This is a genomic window from Ostreiculturibacter nitratireducens (genome assembly GCF_032670585.1).
Classification (GTDB): domain Bacteria; phylum Pseudomonadota; class Alphaproteobacteria; order Rhodobacterales; family Rhodobacteraceae; genus Ostreiculturibacter; species Ostreiculturibacter nitratireducens.
The window spans coordinates 364,640-386,120 of sequence record NZ_JAVQHL010000001.1; the positions used below are offsets into that span (position 1 = coordinate 364,640).

Below are 21,481 nucleotides of genomic sequence, written 5' to 3' on the forward strand. Positions count from 1 at the left end.
CGCAGCTTCCGCTCCGGCGGAGTTTCCGGCTCAGCGGAACGCGGTTTCGCGAACCATGTCCGCAACGTTGGGAAAGGCATCCTTGGCCCCCTCAAGTTCATGTTTGCGAAGCCGCAGTTCGGCGGCGTCCTCGATCAGCCCCTTTGTGCAGCTGTTCCCGGTGATGACCCGTTCCCAGCCTTCGGGAAGGGGAACCTTGCTGTCCGGCTTGCCGCGTCCTTCCGGCACGCGCACGTCGATGAAGGCGCGGCGGCAGTTCATCGCGCACCAGCGGCAGGTCGTGGCGTCGTTCGTCGTGCTCGTGTAGTCGAGCGCCTCGATCCGGTCGAAGCCGACGAAGGCTGTGCGCCTCGAGTGCTCTGCGTGTTCGGCCGCCAGGAGCGCCGCGCCGAACGCGCCCGCCTCGCCGCTGTGCGGGTGAACGGCGATCTCCGCGTCATCCACCTTCGAGCGGATGAAATCCACCTGTGCCTTCACGACTGCCAGGTTCCGGTGCGTCCCGCCCTGAAGGACGAACTTCCTGCCAATGGCGGCGAGGTTCTGGAACTGCCCCGCATAGACCCAGACGTTCAGCGGCAGGACCGAGGCGAGGCTCGCCATGATCTCGTCGGCGGACCAGCCCTTGCGCTGCTGGTTCACGATGTCCGACTGCAGGAACACACCGCAGCCCATCATCAGGCCCGGCATCATCCGGGCGGAAAAGGCGCGGTCGGCATATTCCTCGAGCGGGATGCCGTAACGTTCCGCGACACCCTGAAGGAACGCGCCATTGCCGGAAGAGCATTGCGAGTTCAGGCGGAAATCAACGACGGCCTGCTGGCGCAACAGCATGATCTTCACGTCGCAGCCGCCGACATCGCAGATCGCGTCCGCGTCAGGGAAGAAGTGCAAGGCGCCAGCCGCATGGGCGACGGTTTCGACCACCGGCACATCGGCGCCGAGGATCGATTTCAGAAGATCCTTGCCGTAGCCGGTGATGCCAAGCGCGCTCACCTTGCTCAGGCCGGCCTCGCGCATCTTGCGGAAGATGGCCTTTGCGTCCTCGATCGGGTTGCCCTTGGACTGCTCATAGCAGGACAGACGCATCGCGCCTCCGGGGCTCAGAGCGACCGCCTTCACGGTCGTGCTGCCGAAGTCGCAGCCGATCGCGACGGGCTCATCCACGACCCTCAGCGCCGGGGTCGCCCTCGGGCGCTCGAACGCTTCGCGGAAGGCGGCGAGGTCCTTGTCGCTGCCAGCCAGCGCCTTGCCCCCTTCCTTTGCCTTCGCCTCGTGCTGCCCGTCGCTAATCCACCACTCCAGGCGTTCCGTGCCCCGGTAGGGTTGAGCCATGTCTGCCTCGCGCCCCGCGATCTCGACACAGCCAAGGCAGGCGTAATAGAGGGCGTCATCCGGAACCGACACGAGGTCTTCTGCCGTTTTCCCGTCCGGCAGTTCGATCGCCCGCTCTTTCCAGAGTTCACCGAGGTGCTTGACCCAGGCTTCGCGCAGCCCCTTGAAGAACATGTTCGGTCCGCCGAGCAGAAGAACGCCCGGCATCGGCGTATTGCCCTTGGCGAGCGTCGCGAGGTTCTGGCGGACCACCGCCTCGAACAGGCTCGCGATGATCTCGTTGTGAGGAACACCTGCCTTCACGAGGCTGTTCGCGTCGGTTTCGGCAAAGATGCCGCATTTGGCGCTGATCCGGTGCAGCGTCCTGCCGGAATAGCCCATCTCGGCCAGTTCCTCGGGCGGAACGCCGAGCTTTCTTGCGGACTTCTCGATGAAGGTGCCCGTCCCGCCGCTGCAGGCGGATTGCATGTAGACCTGCTTCGCCGTTCCTGCCTCGGTCGGCGTGAAGAAGACCGTCTTCATGTCCTCGCCGCCGATCTCCGAGACGAAGCGGACGTCGGGATGGAGCTTCTCGACCGCGGCGGCGACGGCGACCACCTCCTGCACGACGCGGCCACCAACGAGAGGCGCGATCAATCCGGCACCCGATCCGGTGAAGCAGACGACATCGCGGCCCTCCGCGATCCCGGCCTCGGCTTCCATTGCCTTGAGGAGTTCCTGGGTTTTTTCGGCCTGACGCGTCCCGTGCCGTCCGTAGGACCGCCAGATCACCTTCCCGTCTTCGACCACCACCGCCTTGACGGTCGTCGACCCGATATCGACGCCCGCGATCTTCATAGCCGCGCTCCCCCCAGTTCGAGGATCACGTTCGCCGCGGTGCCGGCGGCGCCGTGATGGGGCACTTTCCAAAGGCCCCGGCGGATCTCGGGCCGCGCGGCCATGAGTTCGCGCGCACGCTCCTCGGTCAACCCGGTCGCCGCCAGGGCCGCCTCGTATTCCGCCCGCGCGCGCGACTTGGCCTCCGTCAGCACCATCTGGCAGCGCGACAGGGCGTGTATCTCGCTGTCGCCCTTGATCTCGAGCGGCGCATAGAGAATTTCGGGATAACGGCCAAGAACGCCCGCCATCGCACCGACGCTCATCGTGTTTGGCATGCAGGAATAGGGCGACAGCTCACAGATCATGTGCGCCTTGCGGTGAAGGTGCGACCAGATTGCCTTGCCGACCAGCATGTCCCCCTCGCCGCCCGACAGGCGTGCGTCGAAATAGGGACTCGCCAGATCCCGCAGTTCCGACTGCTGCGGCAACTCGTGCGGTGTCGAGCCAAGCGCCCGCCTCATCGAATCGTACTGGCGCCGCAGGACCCGCGCCGCGAGCGCGTATCCGCGCCGCTTCATGCCCGACTTGGGCACGAGCCCTTCGCGGTCGGCCTGCTCCTGCATGGCGTAGCGCATCAGGTAGTCGAGCCAGATCGTCACCGCCGCCGGGTAGACCTCGGCGCCCTCGGATTCGAGCCAGGAATGGATGTTGTAGTTCGGCGCGCCTTCGACCGTCTGAAGGTAGAACTCGCCCGTGATCTTCACCTTTGGCTTGACCTTGAGCCTGTCCACCTCGACCCGGTCGAAATACCGGGCGGCCCGGCGCATTGCCCGCACGAAGTGCCCGGTCGTCAGGTGCCATGCCAGCGCGGAACCCCAGCGGTCGAACCTCCGCCGCGTGCGAAGCGCCTCGCAGATTTCCTTGACGGCGGCCTCCGATGCACGATCGGTGGCGCCGGGTTCGACCTCGTAGGGGCGGAGCTGGTATTCGAGGTCCTGAACCGCATCGGCCATCATGATCGCAAAGGCGATACCAAGCAGCAGTTGCGGGCCGAAATCGAGGTCTTCCTCCTTCTTGTTCTTGCCGCTCTGGTCGAAAAGGAAGATCCGGAAATCCTCCATCCCGAGGTTCCGAAGCGCGAGTTCGTAGCTCTGGTGATACTGGCCGAACCGGCATGATCCGCAGGAACCCGCGGTGACATAGACCTGGTCGCGGGCGAAGCTACCGTCGCCCTTTGCTTCACGCTCCCGAAGAAGATGGTTGGCGAGATTGCCCGTCACGAACGCGGTTGGGCAGCACTGTCCGATATCCGCAAGCTCACGCCCCCGTATCAGGTCTTCGCGCGTCGGCGCCGGGAGTCGTCGGGCCCGAAGGCCCGCGCTTTCGAAGGCTGCCTCTATCGCCTTTTCGGCCCGCCAAGTCAGCCCACCGAAGAGGAATGTCACGTTCTTCCGATCGGAAGCGGCAAGCGGGTTAGGCCGGTAGGCCCGATATGCGGCCATGTCGTTCATTTACCCCTCCCCGCCGCAGGGCCCGCTCATTGCGGTCAAGCGGCACAAAAATCGCTCCAGGCAAAGTATTCGAATTTCGACAAGGTTACCGTGGTGGGGAGACCCGACATTGACCTGCGTCAAAACGCGCATGTCGCTCGCCGTGCCGTATCGAGGCTCAGTAGCGCGCGCACCCTCGCGCACTGCCCGGCACGCAAGTGTCTGAAAAAGCGTTCATCTCCTGACGGATCACATGGTCGCCCCGGCGCAATTCGTCGCCGCGCCATTGATGCTTTCCATGACACGCACGAAAGCAAGCCGCCGCTCAGAAGAACGGCAGGGACCTCTCAGCCCGGCCATCCGGCAGCTGCGGAATCGACATACACGGCATAAAGCGAGGTCGTCGCCGTGATGAACAGGCGGTTCCCGCGCGGCCCGCCGAAGCAGAGGTTGGACACGGTTTCCGGCACGCGGATCTTTCCCAGGAGCGTTCCGTCCGGCGCGAAGACATGGACGCCGTCGCCCGCCGAGGTCCAGACGTTCCCGTGCCTGTCGACACGGAACCCGTCCGGCAACCCGTTGTCGATCGTCGCGAAGACACGCCCCTGCCCCAGCCGCTTGCCTTCGACCGGGAACACACGGATCACCGAAGGCACGCTGTCGTCGTGGCTCGAGCCGGATTCCGCCACGTAAAGAAGGCTCTCGTCGGGAGAGAAGGCGAGGCCGTTCGGCTGCACGAAGTCGTCGACCACGGGCGCAAGCTCACCCGTGTCGGGATCCAGACGGAACACGTGGTGATGGGCCTGTTCCGGTTCCGCCTTGTAGCCCTCGTAATCGCCAAGGATTCCGTAGGTCGGATCCGTGAACCAGATGGAGCCATCGGATTTCACGACGACGTCGTTTGGCGAGTTCAGGCGCTTGCCGTCGTATTCGGCCGCGAGCACGGTGCGCGACCCGTCGTGCTCGGTTCGCGTGACCGACCGCGTCCCATGTTCGCAGGTCACCAGCCGCCCTTCCCGGTCCCGCGTGTTACCGTTCGCGAAACCCGAGGGGTAACGGAACAAGCTCAGCGTTCCGTCCGGCGTCCACCGCATCATCCGCTGCCCGGGAATGTCCGAGAAGAGAAGCACCTGCGGCCCCGGAAACCACACCGGCCCTTCTGCCCACTGGAAGCCGAGCGCGAGTTTCTCCAGATGCGCGCTCGGATGGATCAGGCCGCGAAATCTCGGATCGTGGAATTCATAGCAGTCGGGCTTTTCCGTCATTGGCCCCTCCTCTTTCCGCTGGCCGCCGCGACGATGGCGATGATGATGACCCCCGTCATGATCAGCCGGACGCCCGCGCCGAGCCCGTAGGAGTTCAGCATCGAAACGATCAGGAACATGAAGAGGGCCCCGGCCCAGATCCCCGGCACGTTGGAATTGCCACCAGCGATCGAGGAGCCGCCGATCACCACAACCGCGATCGACATCAGCAGATATTCCGTGCCCATGTTGAGCGCCGCGCCACCGGAGAAACAGGACAACAGGAAGCCGCAGAACGCAGCCATGACGGCCGAAATGATGTAGGTCGCCGCCCGGACCGCATCGACGGGAACACCGCTCAGCCGCGCCGCCCGAAGGTTCTGCCCGACGGAGGACAGCCAGCGCCCGTAGATGGACCGTTCGAGCAGCACCCAGAAGACCACGGCGAGGATGATCGCCATCAGCGCAACGTTCGGAATGCCAAGTGTGCGTTCGGTGGTGAATTCGGCCAGCGACGGCGGAGGCTTGATGCGCAGCCCGCGGTTCGACCAGATCGCCAGGGACTGGTACAGGAAGGACGCCGAAAGGGTCGCGATGATTGGCGGGATGCGAAGAAGCCGGATCAGCGCGAAATTCGCGGCCCCTGCCCCTAGCCCGATCCCCAGCGCCACGGCGAGCCCGGCAAGTTCGGTCCCGGGCACGGTGTTCATGTATTTGAGCGACAACGTCCCGGCGAGTGTCATCGTCGCGGGGATCGACAGGTCCACGTTGCCGGGACCGAGCGTGATGACGAACATCTGGCCAAGGCCGACAAAGACGGAGAAGGACGCGAAGGTCATGGCGGCGACAAGAAGCCCAAGCCCGGCGCGTCCTTCCATCAGGGCAAGGGTGCCAGCGAAGGCCAGCGCCGCCGCCACAAAGGCCCAGAACCAGGGGCGCATGACGATCGAAAGCGCACTCATGTCGATGGCCCCCGCGAAATGACGAGCCTTGCGGCCAGCACCAGGATCAGGATCGCGCCCTGCGCGCCGATCTGCCAGTCGGGCGAAAGGCGAAGGAACGACAGGAAGCTTCCGGCAAGGGTAAGCGTCAGCGCGCCGATCACCGCGCCGATGGGCGACACGCGGCCGCCGGTGAACTCGCCGCCGCCGAGGATCACGCCGGCAATGGACAGGAGCGTGTAGCGCAGCGCGATGTTCGCATCCGCCGAGGTCGTCAGGCCGACGAGCGTCATTCCCGACAGCACCCCGAACAGCCCGGCCAGTCCGTAGGCGGACGCCTTGAGCCAGACGACCGACCACCCCGAACGCACCACCGTCCGCGCGTTCCCGCCGACGCCGCGCAAAAGGACGCCGAAGGCGGAGCGCATGATGACGACATGCGTGACGACCGCGATCAGCAGGCTCGCTACGATCGCCATCGGAAGAACGGGCGGCTTCGACGTCATGAGCCCGCGAAGCCAGTCCGGCGAAGAGCCGCCGGGGGACGGCAGGATCAGCACCGCAAGCCCTCCCCAGACGAAGGACATGCCAAGCGTCACGACGATTGCCGGCAACTGGCGCAATTGGATCAGAGCACCAAGCCCCGCATAGACGACTACCGCCCCGGCAAGGATCGCGTAGCCGAGCACCGGAGTGTCATGAACGAAACTCGCCGTGACGCAGGCCGCGAAACTCACGAAGGTGCCCACGGACAGGTCGATGTCGTTGACCATGATGATCATCATCTGCGCGATCGTCGCGAGCGCGATCGGGACCGCGAGATTGAAGAGAAGGTTTATCCCGAAGTAGCTCATCGCCCGCGGCTGGAGATAGAACACCGCGCCGAGCAACAGCACCAGGGACACGACAGGCAGCAGAGTGCGCGCATTGATGGCTATCACGCGTGTTCCTCCTGCATCTCGAAGGACGCGGCAAGAATGTTCTGTTCCGTGATCTGGTCGCCCGTCAGCTCGGCCGAAATCGCCTTGTTGCGGAACACGAAGACCCTGTCACAGAGGCAGGTTTCCTCTGTCTCCGTCGAATACCAGAGGAACGTGCGTCCCTTAGCGGCTTCCGCGCGGATCATCTCGTAGACCTCATGCTTCGTGCCGATGTCGACCCCGCGCATCGGGTCGTCCATCACGACGACAGGCGCGTCGGAGGCGAGCGCGCGGGCGAAGAGAACCTTCTGCTGGTTGCCGCCCGAAAGCGACAGGATCGGATTGGCGACATCGTCGGTCCGGATGCCGATCCGGGCCTTCCAGTCCGCGGCGAGCTGCTCTTCGCCGCCGCGGTCGATCAGCCCCAGCCGCGTAAGCGCGCGCAGCGTGGCCAGGCTCGCGTTGGCCCGAATCGACCAGAGCGGCATCAGCCCATCGCGCACCCTGTCACCCGCCACGAAGACGACCTTCGGAGACCGCGCGGCATACCAGCCGGAGCTTCGCGCCATGTATAGCCGCGCAAGAGCCTCCGCCTGGCCATGACCCGCGAGCCCCGCAAGGCCGACGATCTCGCCTTCGCGGGCCCGGATGCCCTCGGGGGACGAAAGGATCTCCGCCCCCAGTTCGGTCCGCCGGACGACCTTCGGGCGGTCCTTCTTCTCTTCCTCGTCCGTGGCGACATGGCCCATCGCATCGACGAGTTGCCTGCGCGTGAACCCACCGGCGGCCCGATCCTCGGTGATCTTGCCGTCCTTCATAACGACGATCCGCGAGGAGACCGTGAACACCTCCCCCAGGAGGTGCGAGATGAAGATGACTGCTCCGCCTGCCTTGCAGAAGCGCTTCACATGATCCAGCAGCTGCGCCGCGATGCTCGCGTCGAGGGACGAAGTCGGCTCGTCGAGGATCACCAGCCGCGCCGGCGTGTCGCCCTCGGAAAAGCCGATAGCGATTTCTACCATCTGGCGTTCCGCGAGCGTCAGGTCACCCACGGTCCCGCCGGGATCAATCGTGTGGCCGGGAAAGACCGCGTCGAGCGCCTCGGCGATGCGCGCGCGTGCCACCGCGCGCCATCCGGTTCCGCCGAGGTCATGCTGCGGTATCCGCAGGTTCTCCAGCACGGTGAGGTTCGGGCAGAGGGAAAGCTCCTGGAAGACGCTGCGCACCCCTGCTGCGCGGGCGGCCGCCTGGCCTGAAACGCTGGCGTCTGCGGGAAGGTCGTATTCGATGTCTCCCTCGGTCGGCGCCATCCCGCCGTTCACGAGGTTGACCAGCGTCGACTTGCCCGCGCCGTTATGCCCAACCAGCCCGACGCATTCGCCGGGCCGGATGGAGATGGTAACGCCATCGAGCGCGCGGACAGCTCCGAAGAACTTCCGCACGCCCGAGAGGGCGACGACCGGCCGGTCGGGAGAAGTGGCGGTCATGTTGTCTGCCGTAGTCACGTTCTCCCCCCGAACTGGCCGGTCACGGATTCGCGGCGATCACGCCTGCGCGTCACATCGCGTCCGCGATCACCTTCTGCGCGTCCTCGAGGGTGTATTCGACATTCGCGACACCGCCCTCGGGCGTGGTTTCGAGCGACGCGTCCAGCGTGTCCTGCGTGATCGTCAGGAACGGAACCGTCAGGTCCTGCGGGACGGTCGCACCGTCGAGCACCTGCTGGGCGACCCAGAAGGCGAGCGTGCTGACGCCGGGGGCGATCGAAACCGACATGGTTTCGTAGCCGTTCGCGTCACGCTGTTCGGCCCACCACTTCAGTTCGTCCTGGCGGTTGCCCATCACGATGATCGGCATGTCGCGCCCGGCTGCCGCGATCGCCTGCGCCGCGCCGTAGCCGTCGCCGCCCTGGGTCACGACGCCCACGATCTCCGGAAGGCTCGGCAGGATACCGGCGACGGCTTTCTGGGCCACGTCCTGAGCCCAGTCGCCATGCACGGAACCGACGATCTCGAACTGCGGGAATTGCTCGACACCGGCGTGAATGCCGGCAGAGATCTCGTCATCCACGAAAACCCCGGCCAGGCCGCGAATCTCGAGGAGGTTGCCGCCATCGGGCAGGCGACCAGAGAGGTATTCGACCTGCACGCGGCCCATTTCGCGGAAGTCAACGGCGATGCGATAGGCGCAGGGCTCGGTCACGATCCCGTCGAAGGACACGACGACGATCCCGGCGTCGCAGGCTTCCTTCACAGCGCCGTTGAGCGCCGTCGGCGATGCCGCGTTCAGGACGATCGCGTCATAGCCCTGCAGGATCATGTTCTGGATCTGGGCGGCCTGCTCGGTCGCCTGGTTCTCTGCGGTCGTGAAGGCGTCCGCCGCGGCGACAGTGCCAGCAGACACCGCCTCGCTGGTCACCTTTTCCCAGCTCTGCAGCATCGCCTGCCGCCAGGAGTTCCCGGCGTAGTTGTTGGAAAGAGCGATCCGCTTGCCGGACGTGTCGGCCATGCCCTGAACGGGCGCGAAGAGGGCCAGAAGCGTGACAGCTCCCAAAAGCTTTGACGTGGTATTCATGTTACCTCCCAGAGCGCTCCTGCGCGCTCATTTTGCGTGCGTCACCCGTCTGGATGATAGCCGCATCGTGGCGAAGCTGCATAGCGCGCAAAAGCCCATGTGCCGCAGTCCACTTGCGGGAACCCGCAACTGCGGTGCGGTCTGAAAGGAACCGAAATCTTGTCGTCGGCCCGTTTCTGTCCCACGTTCATAAGGACACAACGGGGCCGTCCAGATGACCACGGAGCCGCCCACAGGCAACGAGTGGGATTACTATCTGAGGATTTCCAGCCACCTCGCGGGGCAGGTGGAGATCCGCGCGGCCCTGCGTTCGGTCAAGGCCGAGATCGAGAACATCCTGCCGCTCGACCACCTCGACGTCTGCCTGATGGACGACGACGAGATCTGGAACACAAGCTACGAGGTCGGTCTGAGAACCCGCTGGAGCCGGTCAAGGTCGCTCGTCGCGATGTCCCCGGTGCGCGACGTCCTTCTGGGCAAGTCGGATTTTATGCTGACCGGTAATGCGATGGAAGATCCGCGCTACACCTTCCCGGGGGCGCTTTCCCAGCCGATCCTGAAGCACAAGCTCAGAAGCCGGGTGAACGTGGCGATGAAGGTCCTGGGCCGGACGATCGGCTCGCTGAACTGCTCGTCACGGACGGCCGACCTTTACGACGACACCACGGTCGAGCGGGTCCGGCACGTAGCGGACGTCCTCGCCCCTTACTTCTACGCCCTCCGCGCCGCCGAAAAGGCACGCGGCGCGGCGATCGTCCGGGCCGAGGCGCAGGCCCGGGAGGAAGGTCTGCGCCTCGGCGCGCTCCAGCTGACCCAAGCGCTCGAGCAGGAGCGGCAGCGCATAGGCATGGACCTGCACGACCAGACGCTCGCCGATCTTACGCGACTGATGCGCGACATTTCGCGCTCGGACGAGGATATGGACCGGGAAATGATTCTGTCGCGCCTGCAGGACTGCATCCAGGACCTGCGCCGGATCATCGACACGGCGGTACCGACGCTCCTCGAGATGTTCGGGTTCGTCCATGCCGTGCGCATCCACCTGGAGCGGGCAGTTGGCGACGAGGGAAACGTTTCCATCGCCGTCATAGACGAGACCGAGAACGCCCCGGACCGGCTCGACGCGACGACGCGGATCGCGCTGTTCCGGATCGTGCAGGAGGCGATCAACAACGCCGCCAACCATTCGGGGGCCGATCGGATCGTCGTCCGGATCGAGAATGACGAAGGGTTGCTGGTCTCGATCAGCGACAATGGCACGGGGATCTCGCCGCGCGACAGTTCGGGTTCGGGGCGCAAGACAACGGGCGGGCTGACGCACATGCGCACCCGCGCCCGCCTCATCGCGGCCGATTTCAGGATCGTCGAAAAGGATGGCACACGGATCGAGATCCGCCCCTCGGAGGCAGTCCCTTCGGCCGCGCCCCCCTCCCGCAAACGCTCAGGCGACAGGATGACCGGATGAAAGTTCTTCTCGTCGAAGACGACCATTTCCACGCCGGGTATCTGCGTGAAGCCGTGGCAAAGGCGCTGCCCGAAGCGAACGAAGTCATTCTCGCCTCGAACGGGCTCGAGGGTGAAATCGCCGCGCGCCGAGACGGGATCGGCGCGATCGTGATGGACCTCCAGATGAAGACCCGGAACGGGATCGACGCGGCGCGCACGATCTGGGCGGAACGCCCGGAAACCCGGATCCTGTTCTGGTCGAACTATTCGGACGAAGCATACCTTCGCGGCATTTCCCGCATCGTGCCGAAAGAGTCCGCCTACGGCTACGTTCTGAAGACGGCGTCGAACGAGAGGCTGCACCTCGCGCTTCGGTCCGTGCTGATCGAGGGGCAGATCGTCGTCGACCGAGAGGTTCACCAGGTCCAGCAGCGTCAGGCGCGCCCGGCCGAGGCGCTGACCGACAGCGAGTATGCCGTGTTGATGGACATGTCCCTTGGCCTTCCCGACAAGGCCATCGCCCGCCGTCAGGGCATGTCGCTGCGCACCGTGCAGAACCGGCTCCTGTCGCTTTACGACAAGCTCGGCGTTCCCGCCTCTGACGAGGATGGGGATTTCCAGATGAACAAGCGCGCGCGGGCCATCGCGCTCGCGCTGATCTCGCGCACGGTCAACGCCGAGAGCCTCGAAATAGCGGAGCGTGAACTTCAGGGCTGGATCCGGCGGGCGCTTCGGGAATCCGGTCCGTTCGGGAACGACCGGGCGTGACCTCGCCCTTATCGAAAGCGGGGGCGCCAACCTGCCCACGACGTTCACTCAGGAACCGACGGAACTGACGATACAGGTGACCGTCACCGTCGCGGGTCAGGACTTTCCCCGCAACCGCTGACCAGGTCTTGCCTGCGCCGAACTTCTGGTCGTGAACCAGACGGACGTCGCGTCCCATATCCAAGTCGATCCCACCATGCCCGAAGAGGATTACAGAACGCTCGGCGCGCGGCCCTTCGTCATGGTCCAGATCCGGCGGGCCAAGCGATTCACGAGGCGGTGGAGTTTCCCGAACGCGGGGCGTCCCGGAACTCGCCCGGCGCGGCCGGCCACGGGATCAGAGCTTGATGTCTGGCAGCCTGTTGAACGCGTCCTTCAGGGCGTCGCTCCAGCCGCTAGAAATCTCGTGGTAATAGGGATCGTTCACGTCGATGCGCTTTCGCGTCCCGGCGGTCAGCGTCCCTTCCTTGTAGATGTGCAGATCAAGCGGCAAGCTCACCGAAAGGTTCGCCTTGATCGTGCTGTCAAAGCTGAGGAGGAGCAGTTTCACCGCCGACTCGAAGCTCATGTCACGGTCATAGGCGCGCACGAGGATCGGCCGCCCGTACTTCGTCTCACCGATCTGGAAGAACGGCGTGTCGTCGCCGGCCTCGATGAAGTTGCCCTCGGGATAGATCAGGAACAGCCGCGGCGGGCCGTTGGCGATCTGTCCGCCGAGGATCAGCGTCGCGTAGAAGGCGCTGTCCGCCCGCTGGCCGTTGTCGGAATGTTCGGAGATGACGTCCTTCAGGGTGGCGGCCACGAGACGCGCGGCCTGGAACATCGACGGCGCCTTGAGGATCGATGGCGAACGTTCGTCGGGTGATTTGGTGCGCTCGTCCAGAAGGCTGACCACGGCCTGCGTCGTCGCGAGGTTGCCCGCCGACATCAACGTGAGCACACGGTCTCCGGGGGCCTCCCAGATGTGCATCTTCCGGAAGGTCGAGACGTTGTCGACGCCGGCATTCGTCCGCGTGTCCGACATGAAGACCAGACCGCGATCCAGACGCAATCCAACGCAATAAGTCATTTCAGGCTCTACTGCTGCGCAACCTCGACAACCACGGTCAGCGCCTCGCCCTCGCCTCCGTAGCGCGTCCCTGATACAGGCGCCGCCTCGGAATAGTCCAGCCCAGTCGCGACCCGCACATATCGCGTGTCCGGCGATATGCCGTTGGAGACATCGAAGCCGACCCAGCCCAGCCCGTCCACATGCGCCTCGGCCCAGGCGTGCGTGGCCTCCTGTTCGGTCCGGTCGTCCATCATCAGGTAGCCCGAAACATAGCGCGCGGGGTGCCCCATCAGCCGCGCGCAGGCGATGAAGACATGAGCGTGATCCTGGCAGACGCCATGACCGGCGGTGATGACCTGCTCGGCATCCCAGTGGGTCTCGGACTTGCCGACCTCGTAGCTCACCGCCTGCCCGATGAGGGTCGAGAGGTTGTGCAGACGGTTGATCTCGCCCTCGCCTTCGACCTTTCGGACCAGATCGCGGCAAGCGGGACCGGCCTTCGTGAGGTCCGTCGAACGTTGGAACAACCACAACGGCGCGAAGCCCTGATGCGCACCGACGACGCCGTGGGTTTCGGCAAGTTCCACCTCGCCCTCGCATCGGACGGTGATCGACCGCGCGCCGGGGTCGAGGCTGACGAGTTCGACGACATTGCGGTGCTGATCCTCGAACTGCAGCTCCTTCCGCCCGCCTTCGATGCTCGTCGTCCAGGACAGGACGCTCTGCGCGCGTGACGACTTCGGCGTCTTGCGCAGCTGCTGCAGGCCGTAGGCCACCGGGGCGTCGAAGTCGTATCGCGTCGTGTGGGTGATCTTCAGTCGCATGGCTCTATTCATAGAAGCGATAGTCGATTTCGATCTGTCGGCCGAGGTCTCGGAGCGCCGAGAGGATATCCTGGATGTATTCATGCAGGCCGTAGTCGAAGATCGCATCGATATCGTGGGTCTGGAATCGGCCCGAGATCGTCTCGGCAAGGTCGAGGGACGGAAGGCGGCGAGCGTAGTCGGACGACAGGAAGTTTAGATTGTCCCGAACCTTCGAGCAGCAGAAATTGAGGCTCCGCGGCATGCGCCTGTCGAGGATCAGGAACTGCGCGATCTCGCGCGGGCCCGAGTCCTGGCCGTAGACCATCCGGAATCCGCCGCCCCCGCTGACCGATCGCAGGATCGTTTCCCACTGGACGTTGTCGAGGTTCGATCCGACTGAAAACGCGGTCGGCAGAAGCACGTAGTACTTGACGTCGAGGATGCGGCCCGTGTTGTCGGCGCGCTCGATGAAGGTGCCGATGCGCGTGAAATCGTAGATGTCGTTGCGCAGCATCGTTCCCTGCGTCGCGCCCCGGACAAGGCCGTGATTCTGCCGTATGAGGCCGAGCACCTTCGGAAGGTCCCTTTCACCGACCTTCCTCGCCAGCGCTTCCTTCATGTCCATGTACCAGCCGTTCACGGCTTCCCAGACGTCATGCGTCAGCGCGGTGCGCACAAGCCGCGCGTTGCTGCGCGCCTTCTCGACCGAGGCGAGGACCGAAGAGGGATTGTCGGCGTCGCGCAGCATCCAGTCGATCGCGGTTTCCTTCGCGATCTTGTCGTGCTTCTGCACGTAACCGTCGTGTACGCCCGCCGTCCGAAGAACCGAGGCCCATTCGTCGTCCGAGTTGCCGGCCCGAGTCAGCGCGATGCGTTGGCCGGTTTCTATGAGCCGGGAGGCATTCTCCGCGCGCTCGAGGTAGCGGTACATCCAGAACAGACCGCCCGCCGTCTTTCCCAGCATGGCCTATTCCTCCAATACCCAGGTGTCCTTGGTGCCGCCCCCCTGCGAGGAGTTGACGACCAGCGACCCCTTCTTCAGCGCAACCCGCGTGAGCCCGCCAGGCGTGATGTTGATCCCTTCCGGGGAAACGAGCACGAAGGGCCGCAGGTCCACGTGACGCGGGGCGAGGCCCGAGCGCGTGAAGATCGGAACGGTCGACAGCGCGAGCGTCGGCTGCGCGATGTAGTTGCCGGGGCGCGCCTCCAGCTTCTTGCGGAACGCGGCGAGTTCCTTCTTCGAGGCCGCAGGGCCGATGAGCATCCCGTACCCACCCGATCCGTGAACCTCCTTCACCACCAGTTCGGAGAGGTTGTCCAGCACGTAGGCCAGCGCATCGGCCTCGTTGCAGCGCCAGGTCGGCACGTTCTGAAGTATCGCCTTTTCGCCGGTGTAGAATTCGACGATGTCGGGCATGTAGCTGTAGATCGCCTTGTCATCGGCGATGCCCGTGCCCGGCGCATTCGCGATGGTGATGCCCCCTGCCCTGTAGACGTCCATGATCCCCGGCACGCCGAGCGCGCTGTCGGGCCTGAAGTTCAGCGGATCCAGGAAATCGTCGTCCACACGGCGATAGAGCACGTCGATCGGCTCGTACCCCCGTGTCGTGCGCATCGCCACGCGGCCGTCGACGACGCGCAGGTCGTGTCCCTCGACGAGTTCCACCCCCATCTGGTCGGCGAGGAAGGCGTGTTCGAAATAGGCCGAGTTGTAGATCCCCGGCGTCAGCACCGCGACCGTGGGCGTGCCAGTCGCCGCCCTCGGCGCGCAGGCCGCGAGCGACCGGTGCAGCGCACGCGGATAATCCGAAACCGGCCGCACGCGCGTCGCCGCGAAAAGTTCCGGGAACATCTTCAGCATCGTTTCCCGGTTCTCGAGCATGTAGCTGACGCCAGAGGGGGTGCGGGCATTGTCCTCGAGCACGAAGAACTCGTTCTCGCTGGTGCGGACAAGGTCGATGCCGACAATATGGGTGTAGACGCCTCCGGGCGGCGTGACGCCGATCATGTTCGGCACGAAGGCGTCGTTCTTCGAAATCATCTCCACCGGAATGCGCCCCGCGCGGACGATTTCCTGCCGGTGATAGATGTCCTGCAGGAAGGCGTTGATCGCCCTCACGCGCTGCTCGATCCCGCGGCTGAGCTTCTGCCACTCGCGTGCCGAGATCACGCGTGGGACGATGTCGAAGGGGATCAGCCTCTCTTCCGCTTCGGCGCGGCCGTAGACGTTGAAGGTGATGCCGGTGAGCCGGAACAGTTCCTCCGCCTCCCGCTGCTTCGCGCGCAACCGGGATGGGTCCTGATCGTCGAACCATTTCCCGACATATTCGTAGGGGTCCCTGAGGCCACCCTGGGCAGTCCACATTTCGTCGAAAGAGTCGCTCATGACTCATGCTTCTCGGTGAACGAGGATTCCGCAACAGCAAAAACGCAAATTCGCCCGCCATGCAGCAAGTTGCACAGATTTCGGGCACCACCCGAGTGCAGGTGACCCGATGCTCATCCTCAGGCAAAATCCACTGCTTCTGGCATCCTGGCCCCCACGCGACGCCCGCGCGCCCGTGGCCAAATGCTCAGCGCGGCGCCCTGTCTTCCTTCCTGCGCCCCGCTGAACGGCCCTGTTCGACGACGCCATTCCCGCCGTCGTCGCGGTCTTCGAACTGGTGCCGGATCTTCAACGCGAGATGCTCGAGGTGGGCCTGGATCTCCTTTCGGACCAGCTTCGGGTCCCGCCGCTCCAGCCCTTCGACGATGCCGCCATGCTGGCGCAGGACACGCTCGCGACTTGCGGGCTGGCTCGCGGAAAGATACCGGGCGCGCCACAGGCGGGCCAGGAAGGCGTTATGCGTCTCCGCCAGCGCCTCGTTGTGCGAAGCCTTCGCGATCGCGAGGTGAAAACCCATGTCGATCTCGAAAAGCTCGAGCTTGTCGACATGGCCGTAAAGGTCCGTCATCCGTTCATGAATCGCCCGGATATCCGCGATCTCACGTTCGGTCGCGTTGTCGCAGGCAAGCTCTCCGGAAAGCACTTCCAGCGCCCGCAGCACGTCGATCGCGTCGGATATCTCCTTGAGCGACGGGTTCGCCACGATCGGACTTCGCGAGGGGCGCAGGAGCACCAGCCCCTCCTTCGCCAGAATGCGGATCGCCTCGCGCATCGGCGTCCGACTGACGCCCATGTCCGCGGCATTGTCCCGTTCCTTGATGGTCGATCCCGGAGGCAGCTTGCCGCGCAGTATGTCACGGCGCAGCTGGTTCGCGATATGGTCGGGCAGAGACGGCTCCACCATCACCGGGCTCTCCCCGCTCGGATCGGCACAACACCCCTTTTGCCGGGCTCATGGCGGCGCCGGGAACATTGCTATTTGGTATACCAAAAATGATTGATTGTCGATAACGACTTCGTTAGCGTTTCCTTTGCGGGATGGCGCACCGTTCCGTTCGAGGAGGAATAAAACAAGACTTGAAACGAAAGCGGCAAAAGCCGCGAAATGGGAGGAGCCATATGAAAATCAATACCTTTTTGCGCACGGCAGCTGTCGCCGCGCTTGTAGCCGCCCCCGCGACGGCGCAAACGACCCTACGAATCCAGACGCATTACGCGCCGGAAACGGTTTCCGGGAAGCTTGCCGCTCAGTTCGTCGATGACATCCAGACCATGTCGAACGGCGATATCCAGATCGAGATGTTCTATTCGTCGTCCGTCGTCGCGACCGTCGAAACCTTCGACGCCGCCGTGAACGGCATCGTCGACTGCGACATGACGGGTGGCGCCTACCAGACCGGCAAGAACCCCGCCTTCCAGTTCGTGGGCGACATCATGGGCGGCTACGACACGCCCTACCAGCAGCTCTCATGGCTCTACCACGGCGGCGGTTACGACGCGGCGCAACAGCTTTACAACGCGCAGGGCATGCAGCTCATCGGTTGGTGGATCTACGGCCAGGAATCCCTTTCCTCCTCGAAGCCGCTCGCCGGCCCCGACGATCTGAAGGGCTGGAAGTTCCGCTCCCCCCCGGGTCTGGAGACCGAGATCTTTGAAGAACTCGGCGCATCGCCCATCGTGATGGACTTCACCGAGATCTTCACCGCTCTCGAGACCGGCATCATCGACGGCGCCGACGCTTCGGGCCTCGCCAACAACGTCGGCCTCGGTCTTTACGACATCGTCAAGCACGCGACCTTCCCCGGCTTCCACTCGATGCCATCCGACCACCTCGCCTGCAACAAGGCGGTTTGGGACGGGCTCTCGGACAGCCAGCGCCGGATCATCGACACGGCCATGCAGAAGCTCGCGCTCCAGACGGCCCTGACCTTCGAAAAGGCCAACGCCGAGGCGGCGGCCAAGCTGAAGGCCGAGGGCGTCACGCTTTGGGACTGGTCGCCCGAGGATCGCGCGGCTTTCCGTGCCGGCGCCCAGAAAGCCTGGGAACGCTGGGCCGAGAAGACCCCGGAAGCGCGTGCCCTCGTGGACAGCCACAAGGCATACCTCGCGCAACTCGGCCTTCTGGCCGATTGATGCGGGCGGTCTGATGCTCGCCTGAAAAAAGCGGCGGCGGGCCCGGAAGGGCTCGCCGTTTCCATATGCATCGCAGGAACGCCCCGGGAGGAATGGCATGAACGGCGAGAGTGTCTGGCTAGGTCCGCTGAGAGGTCCGGTTCGCCTGCTGATGATCGGCTTCGCCATCCTGGCGGTTGGCCTGATCGCCTGGCTGATAGTCGGCCACGCGGTTTTCGGCAGCGAGGTCGCAATGTACGAGATGCTGCGTCCGGCCGGACGCCCGCTGGTGCAGGCGACGCTTCTGTCGCTCGGAGCGGCCCTTCTCCTGGCCTCGATGTACCTTTCCGACACGATCGGAGCGATCGAGCCGCGGCCAACCGGATTCGTCGACGTCATCTCGCTCATCTGCTCGCGGCTGGCGATGATCGGCATTGTATTCGTGGTCATCGTGATGTTCTACGAAGTCGTCTCGCGTTACGTCTTCGAAAAGCCGACACTCTGGGCCAACGAACTGTCCCTTTGGATCGCGGGCTTCGTGTTCCTGCTCGCCGGGCTCTACGCCAAGCAGCAGCGCAGCCATATCCGCATCTACATCATCTATGACCTCATGCCCCGGTGGGCGCAGAAGCTCTGCGACTGCGTTTCAGTAGCGCTGATCTGGGCCTTCACGCTCGCCCTCGTCTGGGGCGGCTACAACGAGGCGCGGGACAAGTTCTTCCGTGGCGAGACGTTCGGGACCGCCTGGGATCCCCCGATACCTGCAACGATCAAGCCCGCCATCCTGATCATCATTGCCCTTGTCGCGATCCAATCTCTCTCGAACCTGATCGCCGACTGGAACAAGCCGCCAGAGTCGCACACGCCGATGGATGACATCGACGAGACCGAGATCGAGAACATCCGTCGCACGCTGGAGGAATGAAATGGAATTTCTGAGCGCCTTCGGCTGGATGCAGGTGCCTGACATCGGCACGCTGAGCCTCATCCTGCTACTCGGCATGTTCGTCCTCCTTGCGATCGGCATGCCGCTGGGTTTCGCCTCGGCGTTCCTCGCCGTCGCGACGCTCGTGATGAAGTTCGGCCCGGAGCTTCTTTTCCGCGACTTCGGGCGCGGCCCGTTCTCGGTTCTGGGTCAGGCGATCTACCGGCAGATGACGAACTACGTCCTCATATCTGTGCCGCTCTTCATCTTCATGGCCGCGCTTCTGGAACGGTCCGGCATCGCGCGGGACATGTATTCCTCGCTCAACGTCTGGCTGTCGCGCACCCGGGGCGGCATCGCGATCGTCACCTCGATCATGGCCGTGATCATGGCCGCGATGTCCGGGATCATCGGCGGCGAGGTCGTGCTTCTCGGCCTCATCGCGCTGCCGCAGATGCTCAGGCTCGGGTACAACCAGAACCTCGCGATCGGCACGATCTGCGCGAGCGGAAGCCTCGGCACCATGATCCCGCCGTCCATCGTCCTGATCTTCTACGGGCTTGTGACGGAGACCTCGATCAAGGCGCTCTTCACCGCCTCCTTCCTGCCGGGCTTCATGCTGGCTTCGTTCTTCATCATCTACATCGTCCTTCGGTCGCACCTGAATCCCGACCAGGCGCCGCTGCCGCCCCCTGACCCGAATGACCCGCCGGGGCGCGAGAAGTTTCTTCTGTTCATCGGCTTCCTGAGTTGTCTCATCGTGGGGGCGAGCATCGTTCTGGCGCTGCGCAACGTCTTCTTCACGCTGACCGGCGCGAACGTCGTGACCGAGGGCGTGGAGCCCATCCCGCTCGGCATGGTGAGCGATCTTCCCTGGATCCTCGGCGCGGGCGTGCTGGCGCTGGTGCTGATCTTCGTGGTCATCGGAAAGGAACGCACGCTTCTCGGGTGGAAGATGGGCAAGGGTCTCGTGGCGCCGCTGATCGTCATTGGAGTCGTCCTTGGCTCGATCTACGGCGGCATCACCGGCATCACCGAGGCTGCGGGCATGGGCGTCATCGCTGTCTTCGTCATCGGCCTCGTCCGCCGCGAGATGACATTCGAGATCGTCTGGGACGCGGTGATGCGCACCCTGAAGTCGACCGGAACCATCATCTGGGTGACCATCGGCGCGGCGGCGCTCGCGGCGGCCTACACGCTGGCGGGCGGCCCGACCTATGTCGCGGAACTGATCGTGGGCACTGACCTCCCGACGATGGGCATCATCCTTGTCATGATGGTGATCTTCCTGATCATGGGGATGTTCATGGACTGGGTCGGCATCGTCCTTCTCATCATGCCCGTCTTCCTGCCGATCGTGCTGCGCCTTCCGGTGGAGGAAATCGGCGTCTTCGGCCAGCTGGAACCGCGGCACGTCGCGATCTGGTTCGGCGTCGTCTTCTGCATGAACATGCAGGTGAGCTTCCTGTCGCCGCCCTTCGGTCCGGCCGCCTTCTACCTGAAATCGGTCGCACCGCCGCACATCTCGCTGACGGACATCTTCCGAGGGTTCCTGCCGTTCATCGGCATCCAGATCCTGGCGCTGTCCGTTCTGCTGATCTGGCCAGGGATCGTCACCCTCTTCCTCGGGAGCTAGTGAGCGGGTGAAACACGGCTGCGCTGCATTTCGGCCCGAACGACCGGGCCGCCCAAACCATGATCCACGAGGTGCCCGCCATGTTGTCTGAGGCCCAGATCGAACAGTTCGAGCGCGAGGGCGTGCTGGTGGTCGAGGACGTGTTGTCGCCAGACCTCCTCGGACGCATCCGTGCCGAATACGAGGATCTGCTCGACCGGCTTTACGAAGGATGGCACGCCGAAGGGCTCGTCCCCTCGCCCGAGGGGATGGACTTCTGGGCCAAGCTTCTCACCAGCTACCGGGCCGGTTGTGACTGGTTCCAGCCGATGGACATCTCCCTTCCCGGCGACGCGATCCAGCCCGACACGCCTTTCCACTTCGGTCCCGCCGTTTTCAACATGGTGACGGATCGCACTCTTCTCGACCTGGTCGAGGACCTGATCGGGCCGGAGATCACGTCCAACCCGATCCAGCACGTCCGGTTGAAGCCGCCGTCGGACGCTCTGCGCAGCGACGAGATCCGCGCGCACATCAGTTCCACCGACTGGCATCAGGACCGCGCCGTGGCGCACGAGGAAGGCGACCGGACGAACATGGTCACGATCTGGCTCGCGATCACCGACGCCACGGTCGAGAATGGCTGCCTGCAGGTCATCCCCGGCAAGCCCCAGATGTATCCGCACTGCCCGAAGAAGCAGACGGCGATAGCCGATGGCTTCCTGGACTATTCCAAAGCCCGCCCCCTGCCGGTCCGCGCGGGCGGCGCGGTAATATTCCATCCCCTGACGCCGCATGCCTCGCTCACCAACGTCTCCGACCGGTTCCGCTGGTCCTTCGACATTCGCTACAACGTCACCGGTCAACCGACTGGCCGCGCTCACTTTCCATCCTTCGTCGCCCGTTCCGAAAAGGATCCCGGTTCCGTCCTGACCGACTGGCGCGACTGGCGCGATCTCTGGGTCGAGGCGCGTGCGCGGCTGAGCGGCCAGGCACATATCCCGATCCACCGCTGGCGTCACGACAGCCCGGCCTGCGCCTGACGGGAGGAC

Annotated in this window: 18 protein-coding genes; 6 read left to right on the plus strand and 12 right to left on the minus strand. The window is 64.4% G+C overall.

The genetic code is table 11. The features are described from left to right. Positions 1-30 precede the first annotated feature (30 nt). The 7 genes from ABCN56_RS01705 to ABCN56_RS01735 all read right to left on the minus strand — a co-directional run bounded on the left by ABCN56_RS01705 (position 31) and on the right by ABCN56_RS01735 (position 9,320). The gene (locus ABCN56_RS01705; protein ID WP_343079035.1) at positions 31-2,169 is read right to left on the minus strand and encodes a BadF/BadG/BcrA/BcrD ATPase family protein; all 2,139 of its coding nucleotides are present in this window, start codon (positions 2,167-2,169) and stop codon (positions 31-33) included. Further along, positions 2,166-3,662, minus strand: coding sequence for a hypothetical protein (locus ABCN56_RS01710; protein WP_343079036.1), 1,497 nt, complete (start codon positions 3,660-3,662; stop codon positions 2,166-2,168). Before ABCN56_RS01710 ends, ABCN56_RS01705 begins: the two co-directional genes overlap by 4 nt. Positions 3,663-3,988: 326 nt before the next feature. Continuing rightward, a complete protein-coding gene (locus tag ABCN56_RS01715) occupies positions 3,989-4,906 on the minus strand; it encodes an SMP-30/gluconolactonase/LRE family protein (RefSeq protein ID WP_343079037.1) in 918 nt (305 codons plus the stop codon). Further along, positions 4,903-5,847, minus strand: a complete 945-nt coding sequence (locus tag ABCN56_RS01720) for an ABC transporter permease (RefSeq protein ID WP_343079038.1) — start codon at positions 5,845-5,847, stop codon at positions 4,903-4,905. Before ABCN56_RS01720 ends, ABCN56_RS01715 begins: the two co-directional genes overlap by 4 nt. Then, the gene (locus tag ABCN56_RS01725) at positions 5,844-6,767 is read right to left on the minus strand and encodes an ABC transporter permease (RefSeq protein WP_343079039.1); all 924 of its coding nucleotides are present in this window, start codon (positions 6,765-6,767) and stop codon (positions 5,844-5,846) included. Before ABCN56_RS01725 ends, ABCN56_RS01720 begins: the two co-directional genes overlap by 4 nt. Further along, on the minus strand, positions 6,764-8,251 hold the full coding sequence (locus ABCN56_RS01730; RefSeq protein WP_343079040.1) for a sugar ABC transporter ATP-binding protein: 1,488 nt from the start codon (positions 8,249-8,251) through the stop codon (positions 6,764-6,766). The genes ABCN56_RS01725 and ABCN56_RS01730 overlap by 4 nt, the downstream gene beginning before the upstream one ends. Before the next feature lie 52 nt (positions 8,252-8,303). Next, positions 8,304-9,320 (minus strand): ABC transporter substrate-binding protein, encoded by a 1,017-nt coding sequence (locus tag ABCN56_RS01735; protein WP_343079041.1) that lies wholly within the window; start codon positions 9,318-9,320, stop codon positions 8,304-8,306. Positions 9,321-9,534: 214 nt separating this feature from the next. On the opposite strand from ABCN56_RS01735, the gene ABCN56_RS01740 reads away from it, so the two are divergent. Together ABCN56_RS01740 and ABCN56_RS01745 are read left to right on the plus strand one after the other, a co-directional pair. Continuing rightward, entirely contained in the window at positions 9,535-10,785 is a 1,251-nt protein-coding gene (locus tag ABCN56_RS01740; protein WP_343079042.1) for a GAF domain-containing sensor histidine kinase, read from the plus strand. After that, complete coding sequence (locus tag ABCN56_RS01745) at positions 10,782-11,534, plus strand: response regulator (RefSeq protein ID WP_343079043.1); 753 nt, start codon at positions 10,782-10,784, stop codon at positions 11,532-11,534. Before ABCN56_RS01740 ends, ABCN56_RS01745 begins: the two co-directional genes overlap by 4 nt. A gap of 337 nt (positions 11,535-11,871) precedes the next feature. On the opposite strand, the gene ABCN56_RS01750 is transcribed toward ABCN56_RS01745, so the two are convergent. The 5 genes from ABCN56_RS01750 to ABCN56_RS01770 all read right to left on the minus strand — a co-directional run bounded on the left by ABCN56_RS01750 (position 11,872) and on the right by ABCN56_RS01770 (position 16,681). After that, entirely contained in the window at positions 11,872-12,603 is a 732-nt protein-coding gene (locus ABCN56_RS01750) for a proteasome-type protease (protein WP_343079044.1), read from the minus strand. Between the two features lie 8 nt (positions 12,604-12,611). After that, on the minus strand, positions 12,612-13,409 hold the full coding sequence (locus tag ABCN56_RS01755) for a transglutaminase family protein (RefSeq protein WP_343079045.1): 798 nt from the start codon (positions 13,407-13,409) through the stop codon (positions 12,612-12,614). A gap of 4 nt (positions 13,410-13,413) precedes the next feature. Continuing rightward, the gene (locus ABCN56_RS01760) at positions 13,414-14,355 is read right to left on the minus strand and encodes an alpha-E domain-containing protein (protein ID WP_343079046.1); all 942 of its coding nucleotides are present in this window, start codon (positions 14,353-14,355) and stop codon (positions 13,414-13,416) included. Between the two features lie 3 nt (positions 14,356-14,358). Beyond that, positions 14,359-15,777 carry a circularly permuted type 2 ATP-grasp protein gene (locus ABCN56_RS01765; RefSeq protein ID WP_343079047.1) on the minus strand — a complete coding sequence of 473 codons (1,419 nt, stop codon included), beginning with the start codon at positions 15,775-15,777 and terminating at the stop codon, positions 14,359-14,361. A gap of 187 nt (positions 15,778-15,964) precedes the next feature. Then, the gene (locus tag ABCN56_RS01770) at positions 15,965-16,681 is read right to left on the minus strand and encodes a GntR family transcriptional regulator (protein ID WP_343079048.1); all 717 of its coding nucleotides are present in this window, start codon (positions 16,679-16,681) and stop codon (positions 15,965-15,967) included. 215 nt (positions 16,682-16,896) lie between these two features. On the opposite strand from ABCN56_RS01770, the gene ABCN56_RS01775 reads away from it, so the two are divergent. The 4 genes from ABCN56_RS01775 (at position 16,897) to ABCN56_RS01790 (ending at position 21,472) form a co-directional block, all read left to right on the plus strand. Next, the gene (locus tag ABCN56_RS01775; RefSeq protein ID WP_343079049.1) at positions 16,897-17,910 is read left to right on the plus strand and encodes a TRAP transporter substrate-binding protein; all 1,014 of its coding nucleotides are present in this window, start codon (positions 16,897-16,899) and stop codon (positions 17,908-17,910) included. Positions 17,911-18,007: 97 nt separating this feature from the next. Then, entirely contained in the window at positions 18,008-18,814 is an 807-nt protein-coding gene (locus tag ABCN56_RS01780) for a TRAP transporter small permease subunit (protein WP_343079050.1), read from the plus strand. Between the two features lies 1 nt (position 18,815). Further along, a complete protein-coding gene (locus ABCN56_RS01785) occupies positions 18,816-20,450 on the plus strand; it encodes a TRAP transporter large permease (protein ID WP_343079051.1) in 1,635 nt (544 codons plus the stop codon). A gap of 59 nt (positions 20,451-20,509) precedes the next feature. Further along, the gene (locus tag ABCN56_RS01790; protein WP_343079052.1) at positions 20,510-21,472 is read left to right on the plus strand and encodes a phytanoyl-CoA dioxygenase family protein; all 963 of its coding nucleotides are present in this window, start codon (positions 20,510-20,512) and stop codon (positions 21,470-21,472) included. Positions 21,473-21,481 lie beyond the last annotated feature (9 nt).